Annotated in this window: 20 protein-coding genes and 1 pseudogene; 9 read left to right on the top strand and 12 right to left on the bottom strand. The window is 66.7% G+C overall.

What is annotated here, in order from left to right; all coding sequences use genetic code 11:
- Window positions 1–18: 18 nt before the first annotated feature.
- From E0W80_RS05815 to E0W80_RS05805, 3 genes are all read right to left on the bottom strand, one after another.
- Entirely contained in the window at window positions 19–348 is a 330-nt protein-coding gene (locus E0W80_RS05815) for a hypothetical protein (protein ID WP_131491668.1), read from the bottom strand.
- Between the two features lie 11 nt (window positions 349–359).
- Window positions 360–1,148 (bottom strand): DUF2599 domain-containing protein, encoded by a 789-nt coding sequence (locus E0W80_RS05810; RefSeq protein ID WP_131491667.1) that lies wholly within the window; start codon window positions 1,146–1,148, stop codon window positions 360–362.
- A gap of 293 nt (window positions 1,149–1,441) precedes the next feature.
- Window positions 1,442–2,056, bottom strand: a complete 615-nt coding sequence (locus E0W80_RS05805; RefSeq protein ID WP_131491666.1) for a TetR/AcrR family transcriptional regulator — start codon at window positions 2,054–2,056, stop codon at window positions 1,442–1,444.
- A 74-nt stretch (window positions 2,057–2,130) separates the two neighbouring features.
- Here E0W80_RS05805 and E0W80_RS05800 point away from each other — a divergent pair, with 74 nt between their 5' ends.
- The gene (locus E0W80_RS05800; protein WP_131491665.1) at window positions 2,131–3,348 is read left to right on the top strand and encodes an NAD(P)/FAD-dependent oxidoreductase; all 1,218 of its coding nucleotides are present in this window, start codon (window positions 2,131–2,133) and stop codon (window positions 3,346–3,348) included.
- Window positions 3,349–3,830: 482 nt separating this feature from the next.
- On the opposite strand, the pseudogene E0W80_RS19355 reads toward E0W80_RS05800, so the two are convergent.
- The 5 genes and pseudogenes from E0W80_RS19355 to E0W80_RS05780 all read right to left on the bottom strand — a co-directional run.
- Window positions 3,831–4,085 (bottom strand): annotated as a pseudogene (locus E0W80_RS19355) (transposase); the annotation flags it as partial.
- Window positions 4,086–4,147: 62 nt separating this feature from the next.
- On the bottom strand, window positions 4,148–4,375 hold the full coding sequence (locus E0W80_RS05790) for a hypothetical protein (protein ID WP_131491664.1): 228 nt from the start codon (window positions 4,373–4,375) through the stop codon (window positions 4,148–4,150).
- 48 nt (window positions 4,376–4,423) lie between these two features.
- A complete protein-coding gene (locus E0W80_RS19110) occupies window positions 4,424–4,594 on the bottom strand; it encodes a hypothetical protein (RefSeq protein ID WP_165875403.1) in 171 nt (56 codons plus the stop codon).
- A gap of 72 nt (window positions 4,595–4,666) precedes the next feature.
- Entirely contained in the window at window positions 4,667–5,722 is a 1,056-nt protein-coding gene (locus tag E0W80_RS05785) for an LLM class flavin-dependent oxidoreductase (RefSeq protein WP_131491663.1), read from the bottom strand.
- 28 nt (window positions 5,723–5,750) lie between these two features.
- Complete coding sequence (locus E0W80_RS05780; RefSeq protein WP_346559213.1) at window positions 5,751–7,253, bottom strand: methyltransferase; 1,503 nt, start codon at window positions 7,251–7,253, stop codon at window positions 5,751–5,753.
- Between the two features lie 104 nt (window positions 7,254–7,357).
- On the opposite strand from E0W80_RS05780, the gene E0W80_RS05775 reads away from it, so the two are divergent.
- The 4 genes from E0W80_RS05775 (at window position 7,358) to trxA (ending at window position 12,556) form a co-directional block, all read left to right on the top strand.
- Window positions 7,358–9,490 (top strand): DUF6049 family protein, encoded by a 2,133-nt coding sequence (locus E0W80_RS05775; RefSeq protein WP_131491661.1) that lies wholly within the window; start codon window positions 7,358–7,360, stop codon window positions 9,488–9,490.
- Window positions 9,483–11,096, top strand: a complete 1,614-nt coding sequence (gene murJ, locus E0W80_RS05770) for a murein biosynthesis integral membrane protein MurJ (protein ID WP_047522315.1) — start codon at window positions 9,483–9,485, stop codon at window positions 11,094–11,096. Before E0W80_RS05775 ends, murJ begins: the two co-directional genes overlap by 8 nt.
- A 91-nt stretch (window positions 11,097–11,187) precedes the next feature.
- A complete protein-coding gene (trxB, locus tag E0W80_RS05765; RefSeq protein ID WP_131491660.1) occupies window positions 11,188–12,168 on the top strand; it encodes a thioredoxin-disulfide reductase in 981 nt (326 codons plus the stop codon).
- 64 nt (window positions 12,169–12,232) lie between these two features.
- Window positions 12,233–12,556 (top strand): thioredoxin, encoded by a 324-nt coding sequence (trxA, locus tag E0W80_RS05760; protein WP_047522319.1) that lies wholly within the window; start codon window positions 12,233–12,235, stop codon window positions 12,554–12,556.
- Window positions 12,557–12,629: 73 nt separating this feature from the next.
- Here the strand turns inward: trxA and E0W80_RS05755 are convergent, their stop codons facing one another.
- A complete protein-coding gene (locus tag E0W80_RS05755) occupies window positions 12,630–13,496 on the bottom strand; it encodes a MurR/RpiR family transcriptional regulator (protein WP_047522321.1) in 867 nt (288 codons plus the stop codon).
- A gap of 230 nt (window positions 13,497–13,726) precedes the next feature.
- Between E0W80_RS05755 and E0W80_RS05750 the strand changes: the two genes are divergently transcribed.
- Genes E0W80_RS05750 through E0W80_RS05735 form a run of 4 tightly spaced genes read left to right on the top strand, consistent with a single transcriptional unit; the run spans window position 13,727 to window position 17,972 of the window.
- Window positions 13,727–15,013, top strand: a complete 1,287-nt coding sequence (locus E0W80_RS05750) for an extracellular solute-binding protein (RefSeq protein ID WP_131491659.1) — start codon at window positions 13,727–13,729, stop codon at window positions 15,011–15,013.
- A 58-nt stretch (window positions 15,014–15,071) separates the two neighbouring features.
- Complete coding sequence (locus E0W80_RS05745) at window positions 15,072–16,031, top strand: sugar ABC transporter permease (protein ID WP_047522325.1); 960 nt, start codon at window positions 15,072–15,074, stop codon at window positions 16,029–16,031.
- Window positions 16,031–16,948, top strand: a complete 918-nt coding sequence (locus E0W80_RS05740; protein WP_047522327.1) for a carbohydrate ABC transporter permease — start codon at window positions 16,031–16,033, stop codon at window positions 16,946–16,948. The genes E0W80_RS05745 and E0W80_RS05740 overlap by 1 nt, the downstream gene beginning before the upstream one ends.
- Before the next feature lie 7 nt (window positions 16,949–16,955).
- Entirely contained in the window at window positions 16,956–17,972 is a 1,017-nt protein-coding gene (locus tag E0W80_RS05735) for a serine hydrolase domain-containing protein (protein WP_131491658.1), read from the top strand.
- Here E0W80_RS05735 and E0W80_RS05730 read toward each other — a convergent pair.
- The 3 genes from E0W80_RS05730 to E0W80_RS05720 form a co-directional block, all read right to left on the bottom strand.
- The gene (locus E0W80_RS05730; protein ID WP_131491657.1) at window positions 17,960–19,147 is read right to left on the bottom strand and encodes a DUF1343 domain-containing protein; all 1,188 of its coding nucleotides are present in this window, start codon (window positions 19,145–19,147) and stop codon (window positions 17,960–17,962) included. The two genes, E0W80_RS05735 and E0W80_RS05730, sit on opposite strands and share 13 nt — an antisense overlap.
- A 112-nt stretch (window positions 19,148–19,259) precedes the next feature.
- The gene (locus E0W80_RS05725) at window positions 19,260–19,595 is read right to left on the bottom strand and encodes a tryptophan synthase subunit alpha (protein ID WP_131491656.1); all 336 of its coding nucleotides are present in this window, start codon (window positions 19,593–19,595) and stop codon (window positions 19,260–19,262) included.
- A 9-nt stretch (window positions 19,596–19,604) separates the two neighbouring features.
- Entirely contained in the window at window positions 19,605–21,053 is a 1,449-nt protein-coding gene (locus tag E0W80_RS05720; RefSeq protein ID WP_205802309.1) for a sugar porter family MFS transporter, read from the bottom strand.
- Window positions 21,054–21,084 lie beyond the last annotated feature (31 nt).

The following is a 21,084-nucleotide window of genomic DNA, read 5'->3' as shown; positions in this document are numbered from 1 at the left end:
GCATGCCGGTCCGCGCGCTCACAGGGCACCCACCGCGAAGCTGGCACCGAACACAACAGCGGTGGCTACGAGCGCCCCCGTGATCACCAGGACGGCCTTCCCAGCCTTGGGACGTGTCCTCACGCCCCAGATGATCAGCGCAGCGAGCACGAGCACCCCTGCGATCGCGGTGAGGGCCGTGGACGTGTTGTAGGTGGCCGTCTCCTGCACCGTGGCAGGCCAGGGGATATCACCGTCCACGGTGCCGCCGAGGTAGCCGGCGGCAATGCCGACGATCGCTGCCAGCGCGGCGATTGCCCAAACAGTGCGGTTTCGCTTCGACGTCGGGAGGTTGCGTGGTTCATTCATCGTGAGCTCCATCACGGATTGCACTTCGTGATCGGGTTTCCCTGTACGGACCAGAGGACGTCCTTTCGCCAGGATTCCATGTTGTAGGTGGCGCCGCCTCCGAGCCAGCCGTACGCAACGTGGCAATAGAACTGGTTGATGATCGTGGATGTGACCTTCGACTTGTTGGTTCCCAGATCTGCCTTGAGATCAGCGAGATGCGACTCAAGCGTCGCGATGCCACGGTAGAACTCGCCCCAAGAGGTGGGCACCGCGTTGATCACGTACTTCGAACCGCCCTGGCTGGTCACCCACGCTGCCGCCACAAGGTCATGGCCAGCCCACGGGTCCGCGACGACGGGGTAAGCGTCCACCGGGACACTGGTCAGGTCGACATGCTGGATGAGCGTGTCACCATCGAGCTCGAACGAGGTGGGAACATCCGATCCGTTCACATCGCGCACCCACGGTCGCGCGATGCCCGCGATGAACTCGCCCTCGGGGTTCATAATCAGGACCGATCCGTCGTCCTCCAGCGTCGCGGCCGCGGCGTCCGGCAGCTCAAGGGGCATCCGGAACGCCGTGTCAGCGACCGGCTCGTTGATGACGATCGCGACAAGCGCGCTGCCGTCTTCCATGAGAATCGGTTCAGAAAGCACAGAGTCCGTCGACGCGGTCACGCCGAGGGACACGGTGCCTTCAGGGGTCGAAACGTGAGCACTCTCGCTGTCAACGCGTGCTGTCGCGTTGTCGCTTACGGTGACCTCGGAATCCATAACTACGGCCGATGCGATCTCATTCGGCGCCTGCGCCTGGAACACCGCTACAACCTCACTCACGTCATCATCAGCGTCGGCCGCCGTTCTCGACCAGGCATGTTCACCGTAGAGGTCCCGCGAGCCACCTGTCTGTCCCCCAAATGGCCGTCGCTCGCGTGAGCCCGTGTGCGTGGTAGGTGAAATTGGGCGGATGATCTCCGCGATCCGGCGCTCGGCGAGGAGATCTGTGTCAACGGGTCTTCCTCGGGGGCTACCCCGTGAAGAACCGGCTCTGCGTGTTCCTCGTCGGTCCGGACGCCGACCTTGCGACGATCCCGTGGCGGGTGGCGGTGGTGTCACGCCGCGGAGGAGGGACGCCCCAGCAGGCCGCGCAGGAGCATCCCCGGAAACGCGGCCTGATCCCGAGCGCGTCGCGACGCCTCCGCAGCGGTCGCGTCGAGAGCCCACTCGTCCAAGCCGCGGAGCATGCCGAACGTCGCCGCGGCGAGCGCCTCCACGGGCACGTCATCGCGCACGGCTCCGGTGCGCACACCCACCTGCAGCACCTCGGCGACCCACGCGTGCACGGCATCGAGCAGAGTGGTCCTCGCGTCGACGCCTCCCGCTACGGGCAGGTAGAAGATGCGCCCGAGCAGACCGAGAGCGGAATCGACCGCGGCCAGTCGGCCGAGATCCGTGAGCACTCCGTCGAGGCGCGGCCAGAAGTCATCACCGGCGAACTGTGCGGGTTCCGGGGCGACCCAGTGCGCGCGCACGTCGGCGATCAGGGTCTCGACCACCGCGTCCAGCAGCTCCGCCTTGGAACCGACCGCGTGATAGAAGGAGCTCTTGCTGATGCCGGCCGCCTGGATGATGCGGTTCAGCGACGCGCGCTCATATCCGACCGAGGCGAACTCCGCCACCGTCGCCTCGATGAGTCGGTCGCGGTGATTCCCCGTGAGCGCTGCCATGCGTCCACCCTACTGGACCAGTCGGTCCAATAGGGTTAGTGTGGGGATTGGACCAGGTGGTCCAGAGGAGGAACATGCTCACCGACACACCACTCGACTCCCAGATCGCCGCACAACACGACGATCGTCTGAGAGTGCTCATCGTCGGTGCCGGCATCGCCGGCATCACTCTCACGCAACTGCTGCGTCGCGACGGACTGCATCCGGTTCTCGTCGATCGGATGCCCGCGATGGACCACCCGGGCTACATGCTCGCGCTCATGCCGACCGTCGACCAGGCTCTGGTCGATCTCGGCGTGCACGAGGACTACCTCGCCGCGGGCACACCCATGCAGCGCTATGCGTTCCGATCCCACCGCGGCAAGATGCTGCGCTCCGAGTCGATGAGCGATCTGCTGCGCGTCTACGGCGACTACAACGGCATCTCGCGTGGCGCTCTGATCGAGGTGCTCACCGAGAGCGGGTGCCCGGTGACGTTCGGCACCACCGTGCAACAGGTGACCGATCGCACCGCGCTGTTCGTCGACCGTGACGGGTCGCCCGCCGGCGAAGGTCGGTTCGATCTGATCGTCGGCGCCGACGGCATGAACTCACGCATGCGCTCCGTGCTGGGTTCGGCCGCACCGCAGGTCGTCGAGACGGGGTGGTCGGGCTGGGTGGGGTGGGCGGATGATCTCAGCGATCCGACGCTCGGCGAGGAGATCTGGGGCAACGGGTTCTTCCTCGGGGCCTACCCCGTGAAGAACCGGCTGGGTGTGTTCCTCGGCGGTCCGGACGCCGACCTTGCGGACGGTCCCGTCGCGTTCGCCGCATCCGTCCGCGACCGGGTCGATTCCCTCGGGCCTCGCCTGGAGGCATCGTTGCGCGCGATCGAGACGGCACCGGATCCGTACCTGTGGCGACTCGACGACGCCCGTGCTCCGCGATGGGTGCTACCCGGCGGCGTACTGCTCGGGGACGCCGCCGCGGGGTTCCTGCCGACCGCAGGGATCGGGGCGGGAATGGCGATCGAATCGGCCTGGATGCTGGGACGCATGCTCGCGCACGCCGACCGGCAAACACTGCCGGTACTGCTTGAGGCATGGGAGCGGGTCGAGCGCCCTCGCGTCGAGGCAGCGCAGTCGAACTCACGGATGCTCGCGCGGCTCATGTTCCGCCGCGGGCGTGTGCTCGCGTGGCTGCGTGAGACCACGCTCCGGCGCCTGAGCGTGCGAGCCGTGCTGGGCCCGATCGTCAAGCTCGTCGCCGGACGCCCCGACCCCGATGCCGTCGCCCGCCAGGCACTCGCATGAAGTGTGACTCGCCGCTGGCCAGCTCCGCGAAACCGTATGTAGTCGACCACGGGTGGGGGAACGATCACGGCACTAGGACGGGCGGTCCAGGCGATGACACTGCTAAGGACGGCTGCTACGCGGTAGACGGTGGCCAGTTCGTCGTAGCGGATAGCGATGCCGCGCCATTGCTTGAGGGCGGCAAAGCGGCGTTCGACGACGTTTCTGGCCCGGTAGTCGTCACGGTTGCAATCGACAGGTCGTCCGCCTTTGGGCCCCGTCGGAGGCGACGGCCGATCTGGTCGGATGGTTGCGGAATGACGGCTTGGATGCCGCGGTCGCGCAGGTGCTGACGGATGGCTCGTGACGAGTACGCCTTGTCGCCGCGGACTCGATCGGGCCGGGTTCGAGGAATCCGCGGATCGAGCCGACTGATCACGCTTCGGCCGCTCCCGCGGCGGCCTCTCGACCGAGCTGCACCAGCTCGTCGATAGTCACGGTCTGTGTTGATGAGCGCGAGCGATGGTGGAGTCGACCAACACGGCCCAGTCGATGATCCCAGGTTCCGTCGGCCGCCATCCGCCGATGCCACTTCCAAACCGTCTGCCGCGGGCCGAACACCTCCGGCAGATCGCGCCATGCGATCCCTGTCCGATAGCGATAGGCGATTACCTCGACCATTGTCCGCGCGTCCGAGAACGGGCGACCCCTGGACCTGATAAGAACCCGCCAATCAGATCCCACCGGGCATCCGACAGCGATAGAAATCGCGACACAACTCCAGCATCGCCGGATCGGCCCGTCCCTTCGGCGACGCGCCCTAGTCAGGCTCGCCCGCTGGATTCGAGTCCTGACGGAAGACAACTCGCGCGAGGAGCGCGGCTCCGCCAAGTACGCAGAGCCACGCGACTCCCCAGGCAACGAAGCCAACCAAGGGGTTCGGATCGATCCAGGCTTGGACCGCGCTGGTCCCCTTCAGAAGCATCCAGGCCAGGAAGATTCCGATTAGAACGATGCCGCTGACCGTGAGTCCGAGCTTCTTCCCCATGCCTCGAGGTTAGCGCTGCAGTCACCGCCGACTTTGGGAGACACGACACTAGCCCGCGGGGAGCCGTAGCGCCTTCTCGGTGAAGTACCTCACCTCGCCCTCGGCGGTCTCGACCCCGAACACCCACTTACCGGAGGGAGTTGCCCGGACGTCGATGACGGTGCCGCGTTCGCGGCCGACGATCACATCGGTTCCCGCTGAGAAAATGGATTCGCTCATGGATGAGAGCTTGCCCCCGCAAGCTCTCATCCGCATCCCTCGCACGACGGACATCCGCCGCGAAGCCGACTGTCAGACCGGGTCGCCCTGCACCGGCCCGTCGGTGTTCGGCCTCCAGCCGAGCGCCGGTGCAACGTGTGTCGCGAAAGCTTCCAGCACGTGCAGGTTGTACTCCGGGCCGAGCTGGTTGGGGATCGTGAGCAGCAGGGTGTCGGCGGCCATCACGGCCTCGTCCTGCTTCAGCTGGGCGATCAGCACGTCCGGCTCGGCGGCATACGTCTTCCCGAAGGTCGAGCGGAATCCGTCGATCACACCGATCTGGTCGGCGTTCTCCTCGCTGCGCAGCCCGAAGTAGGCCCGATCCATGTCGGACACGAGCGGGAACACGCTGCGGCTCACGGAGACCCGCGGTCGCCCGGTGTGACCGGCTTCCTTGTAGGCCGAACGGAACAGCTCGATCTGTTCGCGCTGCAGTTCGTGGAAGGGTTGGCCCGTCGCTTCGGTCACGAGGGTCGAACTCATCATGTTGAGCCCCTTGCGACCCGTCTCCACGGCGGTCGAACGAGAGCCCGATCCCCACCAGATGTGGTCACGGAGCGTCGGCGACTGCGGTTCGATCTGCAGATACCGACCCGCTCCCACCATCCTCGGGTCACCGGGGGCGAGACCCTCGCCGTCGATCGCCCGCAGGAAGAGGTCGAACTTCTCCCGCGCCAGCACGCTGCCGCGCTCCGTGTCCTCCTCGTCGACGTAGCCGAACGTCTCGTAGCCGCGAAGCGCGGTCTCGGGTGAACCTCGGCTCACTCCGAGCGCGATCCGTCCATCGGCGATCAGGTCGAGCGCTGCCGCTTCCTCGGCGAACTGGAACGGGTTCTCGTAGCGCATGTCGATCACACCGGTGCCGACCTCGATGCGCTTCGTGCGCGCCGCCATCGCGGAGAGCAGCGGCATGGGGGACGCGGCCTGGCGCGCCCAGTGGTGCACGCGCACCGAGGCACCGTTCACTCCGATCTCGTCGGCGCCTTCGGCGATCTCGATCGTCTGCTTGAGCATGTCGCCCGCTGTGCGGGTCGCCGATCCGGGGACATCGGCGTAGTGACCGAAAGAGAGGAATCCGAAAGCCTTCATGATCTATTCCAACGCATGTATTCGGGGTCTATTCCCCCGGCAGCAGGATGCCGTCGAGGATCAGGGCACGGATGCGGGGTTCGAGGTCCGCCCACAGCTCGGCCAAAGGCACGTCGAACAGGTCCGCCAGCGCCGCCACGATCTGTCCCACGGTGAGTTCACCGTCACAGGCCCCGACGAATCCGGCGAGCGCGGGGTCGACCGCGATGGTGCGACTGAATCCCCCGCCCTGACGCAGCTCGATCACGCTCGGGTCGTCGTTGCCGGGCAGCAGGTGCCGCGCCTCGGTGACGTCGGCGGCGACCATCAGAGTCGCCGGCATCCCCTGGGTGAGCACGTCGTGGGCGGCGAGCCCCGTCGCCAGTGCCGCACCGACGTTCGAGACATGCTGGCCGATCTTCTCGGTCCGTCGCAGCGGGTCGCCCGATGACCCCCGGCGCATCAGGACGTAGCCGAAGCCGATGGAGGTCACACCGCGGGCGGCGAAGTCATCGAGCCACGCGGTGAGCAGCGGGGTGAACCCGGGATCGCGCGGGGTCGTGCCACCGTCACGGATCCACAGCTCGGCGTACCCGAGGGGCGAGAGCTCTTCGCGTTCGATCACCCACAGGTCGAGCTCGGCCGGTACCCATGCCTCCAGGCGGGCGAGGCCCCCGACTCCCGCCTTGGACTCCCAGTTCCCCAGCAGCTGGACGATGCCGTTCTCCGTGAGGAATGTCGGGGCCGTGCGCACGAACTGCTCGACCAGCGCGTCTCCGACCAGTCCGCCGTCGCGGTATTCGTACGCGGGAACACCGTCGACGCGCGGGGTGATCACGAACGGCGGATTCGAGACGATCAGGTCGAACGCCTCCCCCGCGACCGGCTCGAACATGCTCCCCTGGCGGAACTCGATGTTGGCGACTCCGTTGAGGTGCGCGTTGAGCTCGGCGAAGGCGAGGGCGCGCGCGGAGATGTCGGTCGCGATGACCCTGCCCGCCCGACGCGCGACCAGGAGCGCCTGGATACCGCACCCGGTCCCGAGATCGAGCGCGCGGTCCACCTCGATCGGGACGATGGTCTCGGCGAGGGTGCGCGACGCGCCGCCGACACCGAGGACGTGATCGTCGGGCAGCGCTCCGTCGAGTGCCACCTCGTCGAGGTCGCTCGCGATCCACCACTCCCCGACACCGTCCGCATCGACGAACGACTGCGGTCGCAGCAGTGCCGTGGGCGTCACGGTGTCGGCATCGACGGTCGCGAGGCGGAGGGCGACGAGCCCATCCACCCCGAGGTGCGGGAGCGCGGCGGCCACGGGCTCCCGCGGCTGAGCCATCCCGAGCACGAAGAGGCGTCCGAGAGTGGCGAGCGCACCGGTGTCGCCGGCGATCGCGCGCAGGATCGGCTCCCTCATCCCTCGCGCCAGGGCATCGTCCGCCTCTTCTCCCCAGAGTCGCCGAAGCGGCTCGGAACGGAGGTCCGCAGCATCGAGATCCGCTGCGAGAGCGGCGCTGTGGAGCGGGTCGGGAACGGGTGCGAGGGTGTCGGACACGGCCGTCACTCTACGCGTCTTCAGGCTTCTCCTTCATATGGCCTCCTAGAATCAGGAGGTCAGTACTCACGGGCAGCTCTCTCCGGCGCTCGAGGAAGACCTCCATGACCGCGATCACCCCCGAAACCGGCCTCCGTGCGCGCCTGCATCGGCTCGCAGGCAGGGCCGCGGTTTTCGCGATCGCAGCGGGCACCTGTGCCCTGGGTGCGCCGGGCGCCGCTTTCGCCGCGGACCAGGCCCCGAAGGACGACGATCAGACCGTCGAGCTGCACGTCTCCGCCGGCATGCGCGGACTCATCGCTCCGGGGTCGTCGACCTCGGCGACGCTCACTCTCGACAACGGCACGGACACGAGGCTCAGCGGTGGACAGGTCGAGGTCGAGCTCAACCGCACGCCCCTGCCCGACGATGCGGCGGTGACGAGCTGGCTCGACGACGGTGAGGCTCCCGGCGAGTTCGCTGCGATCGGGGCCGACGACACCGAGCCGATCGATGCGGGCGCCTCCGCGACGACCACGATCTTCGTGCCCGAAGACACCCTCGGCGACCTCGCCCCCGGCGTGTACCCGCTGCGCGCGGAGCTCACCGGAGCGAAGACCGGCGACGACGCGGCGGCCGAAGCGGACACGACCGCGACGACCGTCCTGATCGTGGCGGACTCGCAGACTACGCAGATCGGCGTCATCGTTCCCCTCACGGCGACGCCGGAAGGCGGTGCGCTGCTGACCGCCGAAGAGCTCGCAGAGCTCACCGCCGCCGACGGCGCACTGACCGCCCAGCTCGACGGGATCGCGGGGACGACGGCCGTGATCGCGATCGACCCATCGATCCTCACGGCGATCCGGGTGCTCGGCACGGCCGCTCCTGACAGCGCACGGGAGTGGCTCACGCGGCTCGACGGGCTTCCGAACGCACGGTTCGCCGTGCAGTTCGGGGATGCGGATGCCACGGCGCAGGCACAGGCGGGGTTGCCCGAGCTGCTCCAGCCGACGACGTTCGCCCCCTTCTTGAACGCCGCGGACTTCCCGCAGACGCCGGAGACGGTCGCCCCCACGGACAGCACGGGCGCAACACCCGGCCCGACTCCCCGTCCCACGGACTCCACCGCGCTCCCGACGGATGAGGAGCTCACCGCGGTCGAGGGTGCGCTGCCGCGAATCCTCTGGCCGCACGATGCGCTGACCGAGACCGACCTGGCCGCGTTCACCGGGTACCTCGGAGAGGGGACGACCACGATCGTTCCCTCGTCGGCGGTCGGTGGACAGAGCGCTGCCCACGCGACCGCGTCGGGCCATGATCTCCTCGTCACCGATGCCACCACCTCCGAGGTGCTGTCAGAAGTGGCCGCCGAGGGTGACAGTGTCGACCGCCAGCGTCTGCTCGCCGAAGCGACGGCGCGGCTCCAGTTCGCTCAAGCCCGTTCCGCCGGCGCTCCCCTGCTCATCGGCTTGGACCGCGATGAGAATCGCCGCGCGGACGCTCTCCGCGACGCGATCTCCGCGGCGGACTCGATCGGATTCGAGTTCTCCGCGCTCCGGGCGACGACACCCGTCGCGGCGACTCTGACCGCAGAACCCGACACCGCGCGCTCGGCCGCCGTGACGACGCTCCTGGCCGACGAGGGCAAGCTCACCGCCTTCTCGTCCATCCTCGAGGACCCGCAGGTGCTGCTGAGTCCCGAGCGCATCAGGATCCTCCGCACACTCGCCGTCGGGACCTCGGCGAACGCGTTCACGGAGGACCTCGCCGATCATCAGGCACAGACACGGGCGACGCTGAACGCCGTGAACATCCCGCCGTCCAGCACCATCCAGCTGCTCGCGGCCAACGCCGACCTCCCGATCGCGGTCCGTAACGACCTGCCGTGGCCGGTGACCGTGCAGCTCTTCGTCTCGCCCACTGACCCCCGTCTCGACGTCAAACCCATGACCGAGACGGTCGTGCAGCCCAACTCGTCGACGCGGGTGAAGGTTCCGGTGTCGGCACGGGTGGGCAGCGGCGAGGTCGATCTGCGCCTCAGTCTCTACAGCCCCACGGGTGTGCAGATCCAAGGGGATCAGACCGTCCGGGTCGCGGTCCGTGCCGAGTGGGAGACGATCGGCCTCGTGATCTTCGGAGGTCTCGCGGTCCTCCTGATCGCCCTCGGCGTGATCCGCACCATCCGCCGCAAGCGCCGTGAGACAGCGGAGGAAGACGAGGAAGCCGTGGCCACGGAGCCCGAGGAGAAGCGTGACTAGTCTCGGACGCGCGAGCGCCATCATCGGAGCCGGCACCATGGTCTCCCGCGTCACGGGGCTGCTGCGCAGCATCGTGCTGGTCGGCGTGATCGGCTCGGTCAACTCCGAAGCGGCTGACGCCTTCGCGGTCGCCAATCAGCTTCCCAACAGTGTCTTCTCACTGATCTCCGTGGGGATCCTCACCGCCGTGATCGTGCCGCAGATCGTCAAGGCTTCGGCTGACGCCGACGGCGGAAACGCGTACATCTCGAAGCTGTTCACCCTCGGGACGGTCGTCCTCGTGGTGATCGCGGGTGCGGCGACCGTCGCCTCACCCTGGCTCGTCTGGCTCTCTGCGGACGGAGATCCCGCACAGCTGGCCCTGGCGACCGCGTTCGCCTACTGGTGCATGCCCCAGATCCTCTTCTACGGTCTCTACGCTTTGCTCGGTGAGGCGCTGAACGCCCGCCGCATCTTCGGGCCGTTCACGTGGGCACCCGTGGTCAACAACGTGATCTCCATCATCGGATTCCTCCTGATCGCCGCTTTCTTCGGGGGGCCGCTGACGGACGTTCCTGACTGGACGCCGGAGATGATCGCCGCCCTGGGCGGGACGGCGACACTGGGGATCGTGGTTCAGGCCGGAGTCCTTCTCCTGTTCTGGCGGCGGACGGGACTCTCCTTGAAGCCCGACTTCCGCTGGCGCGGTGTAGGTCTCGGCGCCACCGGCCGCCTCGCGGGTTGGACTCTCCTCATGGCAATCGCGAGCCTCACCGCGGGAACCATCCAGGGACGCATCGCCTTCGCCGCTGCCGGCGACGGGGCGTCGGTGGCCACGATGCAGTATGCCTGGCTCATCTTCATGCTGCCGTACTCCATCATCGTGCTCTCGATCGGTACGCCGTATTTCACACAGATCAGCGAGCACGCCGCAGCGGGTCGAGATGATGAAGTCCGCGCGGACATCACGCGCAGCATCCGGACGCTCTTCCTCTTCATCGCTGTCGCCATGGCCGCGCTCATCGCGGCCATCATTCCCGCTTCTCGCGTCTTCACCGAGAACGCCGCCGATGCCGAAGCCGCCGCGCTCGTCCTCCTCTGCTATCTGGTGAGTCTGCTTCCGCTCACCGTCCTCTTCATCGTGCAACGGACCTTCTACGCATACGGCGACACACGCACGCCGTTCTGGTTCACCCTGTTTCAGAGCGTTCTCATCGTCATCACGGCTCTCGTCGCCCAAGGGCTCTACGTCGCCGACATCATCCCGGTCACGGCGTTGGCGGCCGCCATCGCGCTCGGTCAGTCTCTCGCGAGCACGATCCAGACAATCGTCGCCAGCTGGCTCCTGCACCGGAAGATCGGTGGACTGCGAATCGGAACCTGGGTGACAGCCATCCTGCGGTTCGCGGTCGCGGCCATCCCCGCCGGGTTCGCGGGCTGGGGGGTGTTCCTCCTTCTCGGCGGCCCGAGCGGCTGGACCACGGACAACAAGATCTTCGGAGCCGTCGGCACCGCGATCATCGGCCTCGCCGTGGTCGTGGTCTACGTCGCCATCCTCGCCGCGATGCGGGCCCCGGAGCTCAAGGCGGCCGGTGGTCTGGTGCGCAGGTTCCTCCCCGGACGCTGAACCTCCCGCACTGGCGGGGGAATGCCTCGCGGTTACCATGGGTTGAAGCACTCGAAGGTCATTCGACTGCAGTTTCTAAGACGGAGAGCACATGCGTCAGGTCATCATCATCGGCTCCGGCCCCGCCGGATTCACGGCTGCCATCTACGCGGCCCGAGCGAACCTCAAGCCGCTGCTCATCGCGAGCTCGGTCGAAGTCGGCGGCGAGCTGATGAACACCACCGAAGTCGAGAACTATCCCGGGTTCCCCGAGGGCATCCAGGGCCCGGAGCTGATGGCGAAGTTCCAGGAGCAGGCGGAGAAGTTCGGCACCGAGGTCGTCTACGACGACGTCACCGAGCTGCAGCTCGACGGACCCGTCAAGAAGGTCATCCTCGGCAGCGGTGTCGAGCACGAGGCTCAGTCCGTGATCTATGCGACGGGCTCGGCGTACCGCAAGCTCGGCATCGAGGGCGAAGAGCGCCTGTCCGGTTACGGCGTCTCCTGGTGCGCCACGTGCGACGGGTTCTTCTTCCGTGAGAAGACGATCGCGGTCGTCGGCGGCGGCGACTCGGCGATGGAGGAGGCGACCTTCCTCACGCGTTTCGCGGAGAAGGTCTACGTCATCCACCGCAAGGACACGCTGCGTGCGTCGAAGATCATGCAGGAGCGCGCGTTCGCGAACGAGAAGATCGAGTTCGTGTGGAACAGCGAGGTCGCCGAAATCCTCGGGGGCGACTCCGTCAGCGGCGTGCAGCTGCGCTCGACGGTCGACGGCACCCTGCGCGACCTGCCGATCGATGGTCTGTTCATCGCGATCGGCAACGACCCGCGCACCCACCTCGTGCACGACAAGCTCGAGTTGACGCCCGAGGGCACGATCTGGGTCGACGGCCGCTCGTCGAAGACCTCCGTGCCCGGTGTGTTCGCCGCGGGTGACGTCATCGACCCCACGTACCGTCAGGCCATCACCGCTGCCGGCACGGGCACGGTCGCCGCCCTCGACGCGGAGCACTTCCTCGCGGACCTCGAGGACGCGTCCGTCGAGGTCCCGGCTGCGGAGGCCGCCGAGATCCTCACCGCCTCGGCATAGTCCGGGAACACTTTCCCCTCGTCGGCTGTTGTAGCAGACGAACCTCGAATCAAGGAGATCTCTGATGAGTGCAAAGGCTACGAGCCAGGCGACCTGGGAGCAGGACGTTCTGCAGGCCGACGGTCCCGTGCTGGTGGACTTCTGGGCCGAGTGGTGTGGACCGTGTCGTATGGTCGCGCCGGTCCTGGACGCGATCCAGGCGGACAACCCCGACAAGATCACCATCCTCAAGCTCAACGTCGACGAGAACCCCCAGCTGGCCATGAAGTACCAGATCACGTCGATCCCGGCGATGAAGGTCTTCCAGGGCGGAGAGGTCAAGACGACCATCATCGGCGCCAAGCCGAAGCCCGCGCTCGAGAAGGACCTCGCCGCGTTCATCGGCTGACGTTCTGAGCCGAAAGGGCCGCACCTCCCGGGGAGGTGCGGCCCTTTCTCGTTTTCTGCGCGCTCAGGCCGTGTCAGTCGATGCGGTGCTCGGTCACGGCATCGAAGGTGAGCCGCAGGTTGTCAGCGATGCGGTCGTACTCGGCCTGCACGATCCGCGTGAACAAGAAGTCGAGCACCGTGAGCTGGGCGATGCGACTCGCCATCGCGCCGGAGCGGAACGTCGATTCCGAGACCGCTGTCAGCAACACCAGCGAGGAGGCCTGGGCGAGGGGCGAGCGGGGGTTGTTCGTGATGGCGATCGTGAGCGCACCGGCACGCGCCGCCGTCTCCACAGACTGCACGATCTCGAGCGTGCGCCCCGAGTGGGAGATGGCGATCGCGACGTCGCGATCGTCCAGGAGAGCCGCGCCCGTGAGCGCCAGGTGGAGATCGGTGCGCGCTTGCGCCCAGAATCCCCCTCGATGCAGCTTCTGTTCGAGATCCATCGCGGCGAGCCCGCTGGAGGCCGCGCCGTAGATGTCGATCCGCCGTGCCTCGCGGATCGCGGAGACGCAGCGCTCCAGTTCCTCGACGTCGATCTGTCGGGCCGTCTGCTCGATCGCCGCAGCCTCGGAGAACGCGACTTTGCGCACCGTCGTCGTCGCATCATCGTCGCGGTCGACATCCGCTCCCGAGACGCGAAAGCGCTCGCGATCCGAAGCGCTGCGGGTCAGTTCCCCGGCGAGCGCGAGCCGCAACTCCGGGTAGCCGACGAATCCGATGCGCTGCGCGAATCGCGCGATGCTCGCCGGAGACGTGCCGCACGCGACGGCGAGCTGGGTGATGGAGGCATCGACGACCGACTGAGGGTGGGCAAGGACGTGATCGCTGATGCGGGCCTCCGTCGCTGTCAGGCCCGATCGTCGCTGGTGGATGGCTGTCACGACGCTGTTCGGCATCCCCTCATGATGTCAGGACTGTTTCGTGTTGAAAACATTTTTTCGACGATGCTTGCGCTTGTGAAAATTATTGTCCAGAGTGGCTAGTGCGCGTCGGGCTTGTGCACGATCCGCCGAACGACAGAGGTGTCCACCGCGCCCCCGCCACACGGGCACATCCGGGTCTCCTCTGTTCCCAGCAGGGGGAGTCGCCATCGCGAGCGGCTCTCACACCATTCGAGAGGAACCTCATGCGACACAAATCGACGCGCTATGCGCTCACCGCCGCCGTTCTCGCCTCGGGCCTCGCCGTGGCCGGCTGTGCTCCGGCATCCTCCGGCGCGGACGGCGGGGGCGAAGATGTCACGCTCAAGATCTGGTCCTGGCAGGCATCGTCCTCTCCCAAGTGGGAGGCCGTGTTCGACGTCTACGAGAAGTCGCACCCTGGAGTGACGGTGGAGTTCGAAGGCTTCCAGCCCACCGAGTACAACCAGATCCTGGCCACCGGTCTCGAAGGCCGCGACGGTCCCGACATCGCCATGCTCCGCGCCTACGGCGGTGTGCAGCCCGCGATCCAGTCCGAGCAGATCGTGCCCATCGACGACATCGTCGACGGGCTGGATCAGTTCGATCCGACGGTCCTGCGCGCCGCCCAGGGCAAGGACGACGGAAAGACCTACGGCGTCCCCTTCGCGTACCAGACGATGCAGATGTTCTACAACAAGACACTGTTCGACGAGAAGGGTCTCGAGGAGCCGACCGACTGGGACGAGTTCATCGACCTTCAGGAGACGCTCCTCGACGAGGGCATCACCCCTATGGCTCTCGGAGCCCGGGAGGACTGGGTGCTGCCGATGTTCCACGACATCGTCGGCTCTGCCCGCTACGGCGGAGCGGACTTCGAGGAGAAGGTGCTCAGCGGAGAGGCCGACTTCACCGACCCCGCCTACGTGTCTTCGCTGCAGATCGTCAAGGACATGCAGAAGTACCTCGACAAGAATGTCAACGCGATCGCGGTCGCCGATGCGGTGCTGCAGTTCACCTCGGGTCAGGCGGCGCAGTGGCCCGGTGGTTCCTTCGACCTGCCGACCTTCCAGAACTCGGCGCCCGACACCGAGTGGGGCGTCTACGAAGTCCCGCCGGCACCGGACAGCGCGCTCGATCACGCCGTGACGCCCGGCTACGCGGACGGAAGCTTCGGGATCAACGCCTCCAGCGACAACCAGGAGGCGGCGACGGAGTTGCTCAACTGGATGACCACCGAGGAGTTCGGTCAGCTCGTCGCCGACGAGGTCGACCAGTTCTCGGCGCTTCCGGGGGTCACCTACTCCGACCCGCTCATGCAGGAGATGAACGAGCAGTACACGGCCAACCCGGCCCCGTACCTGCTCCTCGTCGACTTCCGCTACGGCGACCCCACCGGAACGGCGGTGCTCGGACCGGACATCCAGGCGATGTTCCTCGGAGAGAAGACGCCCGAGCAGCTCGGTAGTGACCTGCAGTCCGGCGTCTCCACCTGGTTCACGCCCGCTTCCTGATCCCCACGTGGTGGGGGTGCCACTCCGGCACCCCCACCACAGAGCGAAGGACACTCCCATGGCTCTGACCCTCTCCCTCCGGCGCCGGAAGACTACGCGCCGCCCCCGCACGGGCATCGCACTGACCACTCCCACCGCGGCGCTGTTCGTACTCCCTGCCGCCGTGTTGTTCGCGGTGCTGATCCTGTATCCGATGCTCGCCGCCCTCAGCTACTCCTTCTTCGACTGGCAGGGAACCCGGCAGGGCGGCTTCGCGGGAGTCGGCAACTACATCACGCTCCTCACGACGGAGCCCTACGCTTCTGAGCTGTGGAACGCGTTCGGCCACAATCTGCTGCTGTTCGGCGGTGCCCTCGTGTTCCAGAACTCCCTTGGCCTCGGCATCGCGACGCTGCTGCACCGGCGCAAACGCACCAAGCGGTTCTTCCAGACGATCTTCGCTCTGCCCTACCTGGTCAGCCCCATGGTCATCGGCTACCTGTGGTCGCTCATGCTGTCGCCACTGTTCGGGCCGGTGAACGCCATCCTCCGGGGCGTGGGACTCGAAAGCCTCGCCCTGCCGTGGCTCGGTGATCCCCAACTGGCGATCTGGGTCATCGTGCTCGTGAGCGCCTGGCAGTGGATCGGTTTCCCGATCCTGCTCTACGGTGCAGCGCTGGGCGGCATTCCGGAGGAGATCGAAGAGGCGGCGTCTCTCGACGGCGCCACCGCCGGCAAGCGCTTCCGCTACATCACCTTGCCGATGCTGACTCCGACGATCGGCATCATCACCGTGCTCACCTTCATCGGGAGCATGGAAGCGATGGCGATCCCGTTCGCCCTGGCCGGATCGAATGGCGCGCCGGCGGGATCCACCGATGTGATGATGCTGCTCTTCTACCGCACGGCCTTCGAGTCGGGGAATCCGAACTCGATCGGCGTCTCCTCCGCGCTCGCCACCGTCCTGTTCATCTTCATCATGGTCATCTCGGTCGTGATCACCTCGACCATGCGTCGCGCCGAACGAAAGCTGTTCTGATGAGCACTGTCCTCGATACCCGCCCCGAGCCCACCACCGAGGCGATCGTCTCCGGCCGTCCCACAGCTCCACGCCGTCGGTCGCAACGCACCTCCGACACCCCTTTCATCGGGAGACTGTTCGCGAACGTCTTCCTGTGGGGCTATGCGCTGATCGCCATTGGTCCGCTGCTGCTGATGGTCAACAACTCGCTGCGCACACAGCAGCAGATCGCGACCGAGCCGCTCGGACTCCCGGTTCCTCCGACGTTCACGAGTTTCCAGAGCGCGTGGATCACGGCGTCCTTCGACACCTACTTCGTCAACTCGATCACCGTCACCGTGGGCTCTGTCATCGTGACCACCGTCGTCTCCGTGCTCGCGGCCTACGCGTTCGCGCGAGCCCGCGCGAAGTTCTTCCGAGGCATCGAGGCGGTGTTCCTGTCGGGTCTGATGCTTCCGGTACACCTCGCGATCCTGCCGCTGTTCTACCTCCTCGATTCACTCAGGATGACCAGCAACGTCTTCAGCCTGATCCTGGTCTACGGAGCTCTCGGCATCCCGTTCACGACGTTCGTCCTCACGGTGTTCTTCCGCGCGCTGCCGATCGAGCTCGAGGAAGCGGCTCGTATCGACGGTGCGGGTCCATTCCGGACCTTTGTGCAGATTCTGCTTCCGCTCGTCCGGCCCGCTCTCGCCACGGTCATCGTGTTCCGCTTCGTGCCGGTGTGGAACGACTTCTTCTACCCGCTGATCCTTCTGCGCGACCGCGACTCGTACACCCTGCCCGTGGGGCTCACACGATTCTTCGGCGAGTACTCGACGGACTGGCCGCAGCTCTTCGCCGGCCTGACGATCGCGACGATCCCGCTGGTGGTGCTGTTCTTGCTGGCCACGAAGCAGATCATCAGCGGTCTCACTTCGGGCATGAGCAAGTGATCCCTCGATGGTGAACGGTGCCCCGGGTTCCGCCTGGGCCGCACTGCGGAGCATGGCGGGCGTCGATACGCTCGAGCTGCTCGGCACGCTGTCCGCCGACGATCCGACGCCCGTCAGCGAGGAGAGCCTGTTCGACCTCGCCTCGGTCACCAAGGTGTTCACCTCTGTCGCCGCATTGCGTCTGGTCGATGCCGGGCTCATCGCGCTCGACGAGCCGTGCGCCGCTGTGCTGTCGATCGGTTCCGGTCCGGGCTCCGGAGCGATCACGCTCCGACAGCTGCTCCTGCACACCTCCGGACTACCTGCGGAAGGCGGGATGTGGCGCTCGGGACTGCGTGGCGCAGCGCTCCAGCGTGCGGTCGTGGCAGCAGATCTCGTGAGCGGACCTGGTACCGAACACCGATACTCGGACGTGGGATTCATCGCCGTCGGCACGCTTCTCGAACGTGTATCGGGCCGCCCGCTCGCACAGCTCATCGCCGAAGTCGCGGCGCTGCTCGGCGCCGACACTCTCACGTGGAGTCCGGATCCTCGCCATAGTGTCGCCACCGAGATCCAGCCGCACCGTGGTCTCGTCCGCGCCGAGGTGCACGATGAGGTCGCTTCAGCGCTTGGTCGGCCCGCGGGGCACGCCGGGCTGTTCGGCACCGTGCACGATGTCGCCGCGCTGGCGCGCATGATCCGTGACGACGGCGGCGGCCCGCGCCGACGTGTGCTCTCCGCCGCGTCCGCCCGGATGCTCACGGTTCCCGCGGTCCGGGCCGACGGGTTCGAGCAGGCGCTGGGATTGCGTGTGCGCCAGCGGTCGTGGATGGGTGACGGCGAAGCGGTCGGTCATACCGGATTCACTGGGACGGCATTCGCCGTGAATCCGCACACGGGGGACTTCGGCGTGCTGCTCCTCAACCGTGTGCATCCCACGCGGGAGGACGCGGACGTCACCGGCGTACGGAGGGAGTTCTTCGCCTTCCTGTCCCCCGACAAGGCTTCGGATCCTCTGGATGGCGACCCTCAGCGCGGATAGAGCAGCACGTCGTCACCGTAGAACTCGTCGACGCGTTGGGGCGCGCTGTGGAGACGGTCGAACGCGCGCTCCCCGTTGATCGCCTCGCGAAGCGAGGACGAGCCCCAGAGTCGGTCTAGCGCATAGCCGACGTCTCCGGGGTCCAGTCGTTCGCCGGCATTCAGGCTGCGCACGTGTTCTGGAGCGGCGGCCCGGGCGCACTGGAGAATCGCGAGTGCAGTCCCCACAGGGTCATAGGTGCGGTAGTCGGAGATGTGCAGCTGAATGCCGCGCGCGGTTTCACCTGCGTGCTTGTGGAACACGGGCTGGAACGCGATCTCCCGGATCTGCACGCCGGGGAGGTCCCGTTCTCGAAGCGCTGCTGCGAACTCGGCGGGGAGGAAGGGCGCCCCGATCGTCTCGAAGGGGCGCGTCGTTCCGCGTCCTTCGCTCAGGGTCGTCCCCTCCACCAGTCCCGTGCCGGCGAAGGCATAGACGGAATCGAGCGTGGGGATGTTCGGCGACGGCGGTACCCAGGCCAAACCCGTCTCCGTCCAGTCGGCGGCGGGGTTCCAGTTCTCCAGAGTGATCACGCGCAGGTCGATGCTCAACCCCTCCTCCGCGAGGTCTCGGACCGCGAACAGACGTGCGAGCTCGCCTGCTGTCAGGCCGTGTCGCTGGTGGATGTCGCTGCGTCCGACGAAACTCGTGAACCGGGATTCGCTCACACCGGGGCCGCTGAGCACCGCACCGCCGAGGGGATTGGGGCGGTCGAGGACGGTGAAGGGGAGCCCGAGGCGCGCCGCACTGCGCATGGCGTCGTACATGGTCCAGATGTAGGTGTAGAAGCGCACCCCGATGTCCTGCATGTCGAAGACGAGCGCATCGACGCCGGACTCGAGGATCATCTCGTCGAGACGGTCTCCCTCGGCCAGATAGGTGTCGCTGAAGGGAAGCCCTGAGCGTGCGTCTCGCTCGATGGATGTGCTCTCCCCCGCTTGGACGGAGCCGTCCAGACCGTGTTCAGGACCGAACAGATGCTGGAGGGGGACACCAGCACTCTGGAGGGCGTCTATGTTGCGGGAGAGGTCAGGCATCGTTCCCGTGAAGTTCGTGAGGAGGCCGATGCGCGACCCGGCGAGGAGTTGCGGCTCGCTGCTCGCACGCTCGGCTCCGATACGCGTGCGTTGTGCCATGAGGAACTCCCCCGTGTCGACGAGCGGTTATCTTTTTACCAGTCTGGCACAGGCGATGAATATTATGTGCAGAATCCGAAAAGGCAAGGCCCGCCCGTGACCACGCGCGCGCTCAGGAAGCGTCGGCGACGGTGGGGTCCCAGCGACGGTGGCGCTGGGTCTCGTCCAGCAGGCCCCACACGGCAGAGGTCAGCTCGGGGTACTCCAGGGCGATCTGTCGCAGCACTCGATAGTGCCGGGCGGCATTGGGTCGCACGCCGTCGTTCGCGTTGATGTTGTCGGCCCGGAGGAGGTACACGACGAGCTCGTCGATGCTCGGCAGGTCTTCCATGAACTCCCAGGGGTCTTCGCCACCGAGAAGACGTTCCTGGATGAGCACCGCGAGTTCGTCAGCCGCTTCGGCGCGCAGCACTTCCAGGCTGGCGCGGCGCTGTACGGACTCGGACATGCGTCAAGCCTACGTCTCCCGTACGACCTTCCGGCGCCGTACGGCCAGTTCATCGCTCATCTCCTCGAGCTCCTTGCCCTTCGTCTCCGGCACCTTGAAGAACACGAAGAAGAACGAGAGGAGAGCGAAGAACGCATAGAACCCGTAGGCGAACGTGAGGCCGATCTCCGCAAACGCGGGGAACGTCGTCGAGATGAAGAAGTTGGCCACCCACTGGGCCGCGGCGGCGACGGCGAGAGCTCCCGCGCGGATCGAATTGGGGAAGATCTCGCCGAGGAGGACCCACACCAACGGCCCCCAGCTCGCGCCGAAGAAGACCACGAAGCCGTTCGCGCAGATCAAGGCGATGGTCGCCCAGGGGTCAGGAAGGGTCGCCGTCCCCTGCGCATCGAGTGTGCCGAACGAGAACGCGAGCGCCATGAGTCCCAGCGTCACCGTCATACCGACCGAGCCGACGAGCAGCATGATGCGCCGGCCGACCCTGTCGACGAGCAGGATGGCGACGATGGTCACCACGATGTTCGTCACCGACGTGATCACCGACGTGAGCAATGCGCTGGATTCGTCGAACCCGACCGACTGCCACAGGGTGGTCGAGTAGTAGAAGATCACGTTGATGCCTACGAACTGCTGGAACACCGAGAGCAGGATCCCCACCCAGACGATCGGCTTGAGGCCGAGTCGGCTTCCGCGCAGGTCGCGCAGCGACTCCGAGCGTTCGGTGTCGATCGTGCCGGTGATCTCCGTGATCTTCGCATCGACGTCGATCGTCCCCGTGACGGTCTCCAGCACCTCTGCGGCACGCTTCAACTCGCCCTTGCGCACCAGGTAGCGCGGCGATTCCGGCAGACGCAGCGACATGATGCCGTAGACCAGCGCGGGGATGGCCTCGACGATGAACATCCAGCGCCACGCGGTGAGTCCCCACAGCGGCTGATCGGCGGCACCGGCGAGGCCCGCGAGCAGAGCATCGGAGAGCAGCGCGGCGAAGATACCGGTCACGATCGCGAGTTGCTGCAGTGAACCCAGACGACCACGTATCGCGGCCGGCGATACCTCGGCGATGTAGGCCGGGGCGATGACGGACGCCGCACCCACCCCGAGTCCGCCGATCACACGCCAGACGATCAGGTCGACGACACTGAACGCGAGCCCGGAACCGATCGCGGAGACGAAGAACAGCGTCGCAGCGCCCACCATCACCGGGATGCGTCCGTACTTGTTGGACACCGGTCCGGCGAACCATGCACCGACCGCACAGCCGATCAACGCCGACGACACCGCGAAGCCCTTGAGAGCCGTTCCGAGATCGAATCCCGAGACGTCACCCGCGAGCGCGTCGACGGCGCCGTTGATCACCGCGGTATCGAAACCGAACAGGAATCCGCCCAACGCCGCGGCGATACTGACCGCGATCACGCGGCGTTGGACGGTTGCGGGACCCTCTGCTACGGACATGACATTCCCCCCTCGTCGTCGAGATGACGCG

It is taken from the genome of Microbacterium sp. PI-1 (genome assembly GCF_004337555.1).
GTDB classification, from domain to species: domain Bacteria; phylum Actinomycetota; class Actinomycetes; order Actinomycetales; family Microbacteriaceae; genus Microbacterium; species Microbacterium aurugineum.
Note: the sequence above shows the minus strand (reverse complement) of the source record. Positions and strands in the feature narration are given on the sequence as shown.